This window comes from Kitasatospora sp. NPDC090091 (genome assembly GCF_044747365.1).
GTDB lineage: Bacteria > Actinomycetota > Actinomycetes > Streptomycetales > Streptomycetaceae > Kitasatospora.
The window spans coordinates 1-7,065 of the sequence record NZ_JBIVDY010000049.1; the positions used below are offsets into that span (position 1 = coordinate 1).

The window sequence follows — 7,065 nt, forward strand, 5'->3', positions numbered from 1 at the left end:
TGCAGGGGGGACCCTGTGGGAGAGTAGGACGCCGCCGAACAATCATTCCGAAGAACCCCCGATCCATTCCGGATCGGGGGTTCTTTGCGTTTCCGGACGATCAGAGCTTGAGTTTGAATCCGAGGTGCGAGGCGACGAATCCGAGGCGCTCGTAGAAGCGGTGGGCGTCGGTGCGGGTCGCGTCGGAGGTGAGCTGGACGAGGTCGGCGTCGAGCTCGCGGGAGCGGTCGATCGCCCAGTGGATCAGCTCGGTCCCGAGCCCGCTTCCGCGCTCGTCGGCGTGGATCCGGACCGCCTCGATGATCGTGCGGGTGGAGCCCTTGCGGGAGAGGCCGGGAACGACGGTCAGCTGGAGGGTGCCCACGGTGCGGCCGGCGCGCTCGGCGACGACGAGGTGCTGGTGCGGGTCGGCGTCGATCCTGGCGAAGGCCGTCCGGTAGGGGGTCAGGTCGTCGGGGCTCTCGCGGGTGGCGCCCAGGGGGTCGTCGGCGAGCATGGCCACTATCGCCGGCAGGTCGTCGGCGGTGGCCCGGCGGATCGTCAGGTCGGTCATGATCACAGCCTAGGCGGTGCCACAGGCGCCGCTGCAGCCCGCTACCGGCACCGGCAGGGCCCCGCTCGGCCCCGTTCGCGTCCACGCTCCCCCCGCCGGCGCCCTGAGCGCCCCTGCAGGCCCTCCAGGCCCCGCGAGACGGGCTCGACGAGGGGCCGAGCGGGTGACCTCCTGTCACCCGCTCGACGCCGCACTGGTGATGACGGCGAACACGGCACCGTACGGGTCGGCGAGCTGGGCGAGCCGGCCGACGCCGTGCACGTCCGTCGGCGCCGTGCGGACGGTCGCGCGGAGCCGCTCGGCGAGGGCGACGGCCGCGTCCACGTTGGGGACCTCGAAGTAGGGGAGCCAGTGCGAGCCGGTGCCCGCGGCGGTGTGCTCGGGGCTGAGCTGCATCAGACCGCCATGGGCGTCGTCGGTGCCGCCGCCGGCCGGTGTCAGGACGGTGTACATCGCCTCGCCGAACGGGACGTCCTGCTCCTGCCAGGCGAAGACGGCGCGGTAGAAGGCCTTGGCCGCCTCGGCGTCGACGCTGTAGCACTCGGCCCAGCAGAACGTGCCGGGCTCGGTGACGGCCTCCAGCCCGGGGGTCCGGCCGGGCTGGCGGACGGCGAACCGCGCGCCCGTCGGGTCGGTGCAGTGGAGCGTCCGGGCCTCGGCCAGGGTGGCGAGCGGGACGGCGGCCGCGGCGGCGGTCGCCGCGGCGTCGGACGCGGTGGTGTGGACGAGGCCGCCGGCGGTCTCCACCAGCTCGGCGGTCCGGTCGACGTCGAGGCTGCAGAAGGAGATCGTCCAGGCCGGGTCGCCGTCGTCGGCGCCGACCGGGCCGACGGCGGCGACGGTGCGGCCGTACTGCCGGAAGAGCCCGTGGCTGCCGTCCTCCGGGTCGGGGGCCGCGAAGGTCCAGCCGAGCACGGTGGCGTAGAAGGTCGCGGAGTCGGCGGTGTCCGGGCTGGTGAGGTCGAGCCAGTTGGGCGACCCGGGGGTGACGGCGGTGGTGAGCATGGCGGCACGGCTCCTTGGGCGGGCCCGTCGCCGCGGGGTCGCGGGCCGGGGCGGAGAGATCCCCCTCTACCGGTACCAGCCTGGCATCCGGCCACCGGCTGTCGCACCCGGGCGGTACGGTGCGTAGCGGAAGTGCACCCGTACTGGTAAAGGGGGCCGGGTGGCCGGGCAGTCGCAGCAGCAGTCGACGGCGGGCCGGGCGGACCAGCCGCGTCAGCTCGCCCAGGTCGAAGGCGTGCTGGAGCGCATCACCTACGCGAACGAGGAGACGGGCTACACGGTGGCCCGGGTGGACACCGGGCGCGGGGGCAACGACCTGCTGACGGTGGTCGGTGCGCTGCTGGGTGCGCAGCCGGGGGAGTCGCTGCGGCTGCACGGGCGCTGGGGGTCGCACCCGCAGTACGGGCGGCAGTTCGTGGTGGAGAACTACACGACGGTGCTGCCGGCCACTGTCCAGGGGATCCGGCGCTACCTCGGGTCGGGGCTGATCAAGGGCATCGGGCCGCGGTTCGCCGAGCGGATCGTGGAGCGGTTCGGGGTGGACACCCTGGAGGTGATCGAGAACGAGCCGGGCCGGCTGATCGAGGTGCCGGGGCTCGGGCCGAAGCGGACGAAGAAGATCGCGGTGGCCTGGGAGGAGCAGAAGTCCATCAAGGAGGTGATGGTCTTCCTCCAGGGCGTCGGTGTGTCGACGTCGCTCGCGGTGCGGATCTACAAGCAGTACGGGGACGGCTCGATCGGTGTGGTGAAGCAGGAGCCGTACCGGCTGGCGTCGGACGTGTGGGGCATCGGCTTCCTGACGGCGGACCGGATCGCGCAGGCCGTCGGCATCCCGCACGACAGCCCGGAGCGGGTGAAGGCGGGGCTGCAGTACGCGCTGTCGCAGAGCAGCGACCAGGGGCACTGCTACCTGCCGGAGGAGCGGCTGATCGCGGACGGGGTGAAGCTGCTCCAGGTGGACGTGGGGCTGGTGATCGACTGCCTGGCCGAGCTGGTGGCGGCGGAGGGGGTGGTGCGGGAGACGGTGCCGTCGGACGACGGCGAGCCGATCACCGCGGTGTACCTGGTGCCGTTCCACCGGGCGGAGATCTCGCTCTCCAACCAGCTGCTGCGGCTGCTGCGGGCGGACGCGGACCGGATGCCGTGGTTCGCGGACGTGGACTGGCCGGTGGCGCTCGGGTGGTTGGCGAAGCAGACGGGGGCGGAGCTGGCCCCGGAGCAGGAGCAGTCGGTGCGGCTGGCGCTGACCGAGCGGGTCGCGGTGCTGACGGGGGGTCCGGGCTGCGGGAAGTCGTTCACGGTGAAGTCGATCGTGACGCTGGCGCTGGCGAAGCGGGCGAAGGTGGTGCTGGCGGCGCCGACCGGCCGGGCGGCGAAGCGGCTGTCGGAGCTGACCGGGGTGGAGGCGTCCACGGTGCACCGGCTGTTGGAGCTGAAGCCGGGCGGGGACGCGGCGTACGACCGCGACCGGCCGCTGGACGCGGACCTGGTGGTGGTGGACGAGGCGTCGATGCTGGACCTGATCCTGGCGAACAAGCTGGTCAAGGCGGTGGCACCGGGGGCGCACCTGCTGTTCGTGGGGGACGTGGACCAGCTGCCCTCGGTCGGTGCCGGCGAGGTGCTGCGGGACCTGCTGGCGGAGCGGAGCCCGATCCCGTCGGTGCGGCTGACCAGGATCTTCCGGCAGGCGCAGCAGTCCGGGGTGGTGACCAACGCGCACCGGATCAACGAGGGGCTGCCGCCGCTGACGGAGGGGATGGCGGACTTCTTCCTGTTCGTGGAGGACGACACCGAGCGGGCGGCGGGGCTGACGGTGGACGTCGTGGCGCGTCGGATCCCGCAGCGGTTCGGGTACGACGCCCGGCGGGACGTCCAGGTGCTGGCGCCGATGCACCGGGGGCCGGCGGGCGCGGGGAACCTGAACACGCTGCTGCAGGCCGCGGTGACGCCGGCCCGGGAGGGGCTGGCGGAGCGGCGGTTCGGCGGGCGGACGTTCCGGGTGGGGGACAAGGTCACCCAGATCCGCAACAACTACGACAAGGGGCGGAACGGGGTCTTCAACGGCACAGTGGGAGTGGTGACCGCGCTCAGCGCCGACGACCAGCGGTTGACGGTGCTGACCGACGAGGACGAGGAGGTGCCGTACGACTTCGACGAGCTGGACGAGCTGGCGCATGCGTACGCGGTGACGATCCACCGGTCGCAGGGGAGCGAGTATCCGGTGGTGGTGATTCCGGTCACCACGTCCGCGTGGACGATGCTCCAGCGGAACCTGCTCTACACGGCTGTGACCAGGGCGAGGAAACTGGTGGTGCTGGTGGGGTCACGGAAGGCGATCGGGCAGGCCGTTCGGGCTGTCAGCGCAGGTCGGAGGCACGCCGCGCTGGATCACCGGCTGGCCACTGGATGATTCTCCAACGGATGGTTGCCTCTATTGTTCTCTTGACGTGAAGAGATTTACGGCAGAGCCTGGGGTGGTGCCGATCTTGTCCGGTTCGTACCGGCTGGGGCGGCAGGTTTTGTAGGGGTGGTCCCTTTCGGGCCACCCCGGGTGCGCGGCTGTCCTCCAGATGGGGGATGGTAGAGACAGTCAGGGCACCTTGGAAGAGGATTCATTTCGTCGGTGAGGAAGACGTGAGCGACAACTCGGTAGTACTGCGGTACCAGGACGGCGAGTACGAGTACCCCGTCGTCGAGAGCACTGCGGGCAACGCCGGCTTCGACATCTCGAAGCTGCTCCCGCAGACCGGCCTGGTCACCCTGGACAACGGCTTCGGTAACACCGCCGCGTACAAGTCCGCGATCACCTTCGTGGACGGCGACAACGGCATCCTGCGGTACCGCGGCTACCCGATCGAGCAGCTCGCCGAGCGGGGCGGCTTCATCGAGACCGCGTACCTCCTGATCAACGGTGAGCTCCCGACGGCCGACCAGCTGTCGGACTTCAACCGCGAGATCACCCAGCACACCCTGCTGCACGAGGACGTCAAGCGCTTCTTCCAGGGCTTCCCGCGGGACGCCCACCCGATGGCGATGCTGTCCTCGGTGGTCGGCGCGCTCTCCACCTTCTACCCGGAGAGCCACAACCCGTTCGACGCCGCCCAGCGGCACCTGTCGACGGTCCGCCTGCTGGCGAAGCTCCCGACCATCGCGGCCTACGCGTACAAGAAGGCGATGGGCCAGCCCTTCGTCTACCCGCGCAACGACCTGAGCTACGTCGAGAACCTGCTGCGGATGACGTTCGCCGTCCCCGCGGAGGACTACGAGCTCAACCCGGTCGTGGTCAACGCCCTGGACAAGCTGCTGATCCTGCACGCGGACCACGAGCAGAACTGCTCGACGTCCACCGTGCGCCTGGTCGGCTCCAGCCACGCCAACCTGTTCGCCTCGATCTCGGCCGGTATCTCGGCGCTCTGGGGCCCGCTGCACGGCGGCGCCAACCAGTCGGTGCTGGAGATGCTGGAGAGCATCCAGAAGGACGGCGGCGACGTCGACGCGTTCATCCGCAAGGTGAAGAACCGCGAGGACGGCGTCAAGCTGATGGGCTTCGGCCACCGCGTGTACAAGGCGTTCGACCCGCGCGCCGCGCAGGTCAAGCAGCTGGCGCACGAGGTCCTCAGCCAGCTCGGCAAGTCCGACGAGCTGCTGGAGATCGCGCTCAAGCTGGAGGAGCACGCGCTCAAGGACGACTTCTTCGTCTCGCGCAAGCTCTACCCGAACGTGGACTTCTACACCGGCCTGATCTACCGCGCCATGGGCTTCCCGACCAGCATGTTCACCGTGCTGTTCGCCCTCGGCCGGCTGCCGGGCTGGATCGCCCACTGGCACGAGATGATCAACGACCCGACCAGCCGCATCGGCCGTCCGCGTCAGATCTACACGGGCACCGCGATCCGCGACTACGTCGAGCTCGGCGACCGCTGATCCGCAACCGGTCACTGGCGCCTGACCGGTCGCTGACCAGGCCCCGCTGAGCCGGGACCGCCGACGTGGGACCTCGAAGGGCCCGGCCGCACTGCGCGGCCGGGCCCTTCGCCGTCCCGTCGTGAGGACGGGAGACAGACGGCGCACGACTCCGGGGCGGCCGCAGCCCGGGACGGCCGCTCAAAGCGTCCCTGACCCGCCACACCCCGGCGCCGTGCGCGAAGGTCGCCGAGACTCGGCGACCGTCCCGGGGCCCGCCGGAGCCCCGTCGGCGGCAGCGGTGGCCGTGCGGTGACGTGAAGCCGTTCACCACGCCGCCGCCCACCGAAAACTGCCGCACTACCAACCTAAGACGTATCTGGGCGCGAGAAGTTACGCCCGGGGGGTGTGAGCTGCCTCTCGCCACGCTCCGTGTGCGCGTGGTGGCCCGCCCATACCACACCTTCCGGCGGCGGCGACGTCACCCTCCCCGCAGTCACGGCAACCGAGCGTGATAGGAATCGTGGCATTCCGGTACGGACCGCCCCGCACCCTCGCAGCGTGGCGGCGCAACTGGGGAGGGAGTGCGCAGATGGCCAGGAACGTGGTTGTCACCGGCGGTGGCACGGGGATCGGGTACGAGGTGGCGCGCCGCTTCGCCGACGCGGGCGAACGGGTCGTGATCGTGGGCCGCCGGCGAGCGGTGCTCGAACAGGCCGCGGCCGACCTGGGACCGAACGTCACCCCGCTGGTCTGTGACCTCGCGGATCCGGACGCCGTCGAGGCGGCACTCGCTGAACTGCCCGAGCAGATCGACGTGCTGGTCAACAACGCCGGTAGCCGGGAGACCGTGATCGGCGGCGGCCCGCACGCCCTGCTGGCCCGCTGGCGCGGAGACTTCGAGCGCAACGTGCTGACCGTGGTGCTGCTCACCGAGTCCATCCGCGACCGGCTCACCCCGGGCTCCGGCCGGGTGGTCACCATCAGCTCGATCGCCGCACTGCGCGGGGCCGGCTCGTTCGGGGCGGCCAAGGCCTCGCTGCACGCCTGGAACCACTTCCTCGCCGCCCAGCTCGGCACCTCCGGCATCACGGCCAACATCGTCGCGCCGGGCACGGTGGCCGGCACCGAGTTCTTCGGCCCGCGGCTGGACGAGGCGGAGGTCTCCCGCCGGGCGGCCCGGACCCTGCTCGGCCGGATCGGGGAGACCGGCGAGGTCGCGGCGGCGGTCCACTTCCTGGCCTCGCCGGAGGCCGGCTTCATCACCGGGGAGATCCTGCACTGCAACGGCGGCGAGCTGCTCGGCCGCTGAGCTCCGAGCCCCGAGCTCCGAGCCCCCCGCCCGTCATGGCGGAGGCCCGTACCGCCGCGCGGTACGGGCCTTCGGCGTTCCGGCCTCAGGAGGGCCGGAAGCGGCGCAGCCGGAGGCTGTTGGTGACCACGAAGACCGAGGAGAAGGCCATCGTGGCGCCGGCGATCATCGGGTTGAGGAGGCCGGCGGCGGCGAGCGGGAGGGCGGCGACGTTGTAGCCGAAGGCCCAGAAGAGGTTGCCCTTGATGGTGGCGAGGGTGCGGCGGGAGAGGCGGATGGCGTCGGCGGCGGC

General features: G+C 71.4%; 5 protein-coding genes and 1 pseudogene. 3 read left to right on the plus strand and 3 right to left on the minus strand.

Annotation, left to right across the window (positions count from 1 at the left end; translation table 11 throughout):
- Positions 1–100: 100 nt before the first annotated feature.
- Entirely contained in the window at positions 101–553 is a 453-nt protein-coding gene (locus ACIPSC_RS38830) for a GNAT family N-acetyltransferase (protein WP_400835079.1), read from the minus strand.
- A gap of 174 nt (positions 554–727) precedes the next feature.
- Entirely contained in the window at positions 728–1,558 is an 831-nt protein-coding gene (locus tag ACIPSC_RS38835; RefSeq protein WP_400835082.1) for a VOC family protein, read from the minus strand.
- 160 nt (positions 1,559–1,718) lie between these two features.
- Here ACIPSC_RS38835 and ACIPSC_RS38840 point away from each other — a divergent pair, with 160 nt between their 5' ends.
- The 3 genes from ACIPSC_RS38840 (at position 1,719) to ACIPSC_RS38850 (ending at position 6,773) form a co-directional block, all read left to right on the plus strand.
- On the plus strand, positions 1,719–3,968 hold the full coding sequence (locus tag ACIPSC_RS38840) for an ATP-dependent RecD-like DNA helicase (protein WP_400835085.1): 2,250 nt from the start codon (positions 1,719–1,721) through the stop codon (positions 3,966–3,968).
- A 224-nt stretch (positions 3,969–4,192) separates the two neighbouring features.
- Positions 4,193–5,482 carry a citrate synthase gene (locus tag ACIPSC_RS38845; protein WP_400835088.1) on the plus strand — a complete coding sequence of 430 codons (1,290 nt, stop codon included), beginning with the start codon at positions 4,193–4,195 and terminating at the stop codon, positions 5,480–5,482.
- 571 nt (positions 5,483–6,053) lie between these two features.
- Positions 6,054–6,773, plus strand: coding sequence for an SDR family NAD(P)-dependent oxidoreductase (locus ACIPSC_RS38850; RefSeq protein WP_400835091.1), 720 nt, complete (start codon positions 6,054–6,056; stop codon positions 6,771–6,773).
- 85 nt (positions 6,774–6,858) lie between these two features.
- Here ACIPSC_RS38850 and ACIPSC_RS38855 read toward each other — a convergent pair.
- Positions 6,859–7,065 (minus strand): annotated as a pseudogene (locus ACIPSC_RS38855) (haloacid dehalogenase); the annotation flags it as partial.

What these genes read in the sequence shown, in the direction of transcription:
- ACIPSC_RS38850 (WP_400835091.1), top strand. Translation starts at nt 6,054, where the DNA reads ATGGCCAGGAACGTGGTTGTCACCGGCGGTGGCACGGGGATCGGGTAC.
- ACIPSC_RS38830 (WP_400835079.1), bottom strand. Translation starts at nt 553, where the DNA reads ATGACCGACCTGACGATCCGCCGGGCCACCGCCGACGACCTGCCGGCG.
- ACIPSC_RS38835 (WP_400835082.1), bottom strand. Translation starts at nt 1,558, where the DNA reads ATGCTCACCACCGCCGTCACCCCCGGGTCGCCCAACTGGCTCGACCTC.